Annotated in this window: 4 protein-coding genes; 1 reads left to right on the top strand and 3 read right to left on the bottom strand. The window is 48.7% G+C overall.

The features are described from left to right. Nucleotides 1-107 precede the first annotated feature (107 nt). From IBX50_RS19350 to IBX50_RS19340, 3 genes are all read right to left on the bottom strand, one after another. A complete protein-coding gene (locus IBX50_RS19350) occupies nt 108-311 on the bottom strand; it encodes a cold-shock protein (protein ID WP_292258034.1) in 204 nt (67 codons plus the stop codon). Nucleotides 312-641: 330 nt separating this feature from the next. Next, complete coding sequence (locus IBX50_RS19345) at nt 642-1,109, bottom strand: YaiI/YqxD family protein (RefSeq protein WP_292258033.1); 468 nt, start codon at nt 1,107-1,109, stop codon at nt 642-644. Then, nucleotides 1,093-1,302 (bottom strand): hypothetical protein, encoded by a 210-nt coding sequence (locus IBX50_RS19340; RefSeq protein WP_292258032.1) that lies wholly within the window; start codon nt 1,300-1,302, stop codon nt 1,093-1,095. Before IBX50_RS19340 ends, IBX50_RS19345 begins: the two co-directional genes overlap by 17 nt. Before the next feature lie 166 nt (nt 1,303-1,468). Here IBX50_RS19340 and IBX50_RS19335 point away from each other — a divergent pair, with 166 nt between their 5' ends. Then, on the top strand, nt 1,469-2,779 hold the full coding sequence (locus IBX50_RS19335; RefSeq protein WP_292258031.1) for a PAS domain-containing methyl-accepting chemotaxis protein: 1,311 nt from the start codon (nt 1,469-1,471) through the stop codon (nt 2,777-2,779). Nucleotides 2,780-2,827 lie beyond the last annotated feature (48 nt).

The following is a 2,827-nucleotide window of genomic DNA, read 5'->3' as shown; positions in this document are numbered from 1 at the left end:
CCCGTGGCGCTTTAGCGCTTAGGGCGGGGAGCAGTCACTCCTGAAAAACAGGCATTAAAAAACCCACCATAAAAGTGGGTTTTTGTTCAAGCTGGACTACAAGTTATTTAGATAACTTGAATCTTGGCAGCTTGTTTTCCTTTAGGACCAGTGGTCACTTCAAAGGAAACTTTCTGGTTTTCAGCCAGGGATTTGAAACCCTGAGATTGAATTTCAGAGAAGTGGGCAAACAGGTCGTCGCCACCGTTATCAGGAGTGATGAAACCAAAACCTTTAGTGTCGTTGAACCATTTTACTGTGCCGTTAGCCATTTCGATAATACCTTAAAATAAATTAATATCAGAACTTTCAGAAGTGATTTCCCAAGCTCATTGTTGCGGGAATCAAGATAGGTCTAATGAAGAACTGATGTTACCGAAACTCTTACATAATCTTCGATCACAGTACTGTCACAACACTTTTTACTACCTTGCAACCAACGAACACACAGTGCGCTTATTCTTATTACAAGTCAATCAAATTCATTTTTATTTTATCCACCACCGGCAGGTTTGGGTGTCGCCCAAGCGGATGGACTCAGAACAGGTGACTGCTCCCCGCCCGATTGGGCAAGGGTTTACGCGGGTTTTGCTAGACAAAATTCAGCCCCCTGCCCTTTGCTGGCGCATATAACGAGTCAGAATCCGATCCAGCTGATTGGAGAACTCCCGTCGATCTTGCTGATTCAGCGCAGGCGGCCCACCGGTATGCACACCGCTGGAGCGCATGGTATCCATAAAATCACGAATATTCAGCCGTGCCTTGATGGTATCCAGCGTGTACAACTCTCCCCGGCTATTGAGCGCCAGCCCACCCTTGTCGATCACTTCGGAAGCCAAGGGTATATCACTGGTGATCACCAGATCACCGGCTTCAACACGTTTCACGATCTCATCATCTGCCACATCAAAACCTGACAACACCTGAATGGCACTGATCCACTCAGATTTTGGTACTTTGATCGGCTGATTAGCGACCATAATCAACGGCACCTTCACCCGCTCCGCAGCCTTGAAGAGAATTTCGCGCAAAACAACGGGGCAGGCGTCGGCATCAACCCAAATCTTCATATATCATTCCGCTGTAAACAAAAAAAGCATTGTAACCCAGATGCAGCCCGTCAACAGCTTCCCACCGATAGAGCCAACCACTTGGCGATTGCTGATTAGAGGGACTAGACTGCTCTAGAAGTGCATCGGCATCACTGCTGTTGGCCTGACTGCTGAGCGAAAGATTCAAGGAGACATTGAAGGCGGCTTCCATGGTGGTATAATTTTACCCATGGCTTTGGTCGTCGAGATAAGATAAGCCTCTCTTGCAAGAACACGTTATATTTCAATAGCATATCATTGCCATACCCACCTTTCAGCTATGTCTCATGAATAAGGCGGCTTAATGAAGGCGGCATATTCCAAGGAGAGCACGCAAAATGTTTACCAGTCAGAAAACACGAAACCAGCTGGAACAGGCCGAAAAGCAACTGCTGGCTGTCCGGCACACCTTGGATGCCATTCACGCCTACAACGCAACCATTGAATTTCTACCAGACAGCAGTATTGTCACTGCCAATCCGCTTTTTCTTGCAACCCTGGGCTATTCACTGGAACAGATACAGAACAAACACCACCGTATTTTCTGCACCTCCGAACTGACTTCAACATCTGAATATGCACAATTCTGGAGCAAACTGGCAAAAGGAGAAGCTCAGTCCGGTACCTTTGAACGCGTGAATGCTCGTGGTGAAACCATCTGGCTAGAAGGTAATTATTTTCCGGTCAGAAATGAACAAGGCGAGGTGACTCGTATCCTAAAAATTGCCATGGATGTCACAGAAAAACACCTGGCAGCTCTGCAGCAAAATGCGGTTCTGCAGGCTCTGGATGCATCCCAAGCCATTATCGAGTTCAAGCCTGACGGCACCATTTTGACGGCCAACCGCAATTTCCTGAACACTGTCGGTTATCGCCTGGAGCAAATCTGCGGTCAGCACCACCGCATCTTCTGCAGTGATGCTTTTTATAGGGATAATCCGCGCTTCTGGAACGAACTGGCGGCGGGTGAATTCAAAGCAGGCATGTTCGAACGACGTAATGCCCAAGGCAATGTACTGTGGATGGAAGCCACCTACAACCCGGTTCGGGATAATAGTGGGAAAGTGATCCGAGTCGTCAAGTTTGCCAGTGATATCACTGCCCGTATCCAGCAGAGCCAAGCGGTCCGAGAGGCAGCTGAAATTGCCAACAGTACCTCTGAAGAAACAGCCCAGATTGCCATTGAAGGTATGACAGCACTGCAAGAAGCAACACTGACATCAAATCAGATCTCTGAGCAGGTCAGCCATGCCACACAACTGACTGAACAACTCAACAATCAATCCAGAGACATTGAAGAGATTGTAGCTACCATCAAATCCATTGCTGAACAAACCAACCTGCTGGCACTCAATGCTGCCATCGAGGCTGCCAGAGCCGGTGATCAGGGACGGGGGTTTGCCGTGGTGGCTGATGAAGTTCGCCAACTGGCGGCCCGCACCAGCACATCCACCAGTGAAATTGCTGAGGTAGTGAACAAAAACCGCCAGATGCTGCAGGAGGTCACAGAAACAATCCTGAAAGCAAAAAGCACCTCGGAAGATGGTCGCAGCAAAATTGAGCAGGTTGCCAATATCATGGATGAAATCCAGCGCGGCGCAGAGAACGTATCCGCAACCGCTTCTAGACTGATCAATGCTGGCAGCTGATCAAACAACAGTGACTGCTCCCCGCCCTAAGCGCTAAAGCGCCACGGG

This window comes from Marinospirillum sp., from assembly GCF_014859565.1.
This window is presented reverse-complemented; position numbering and strand designations above follow the sequence as displayed.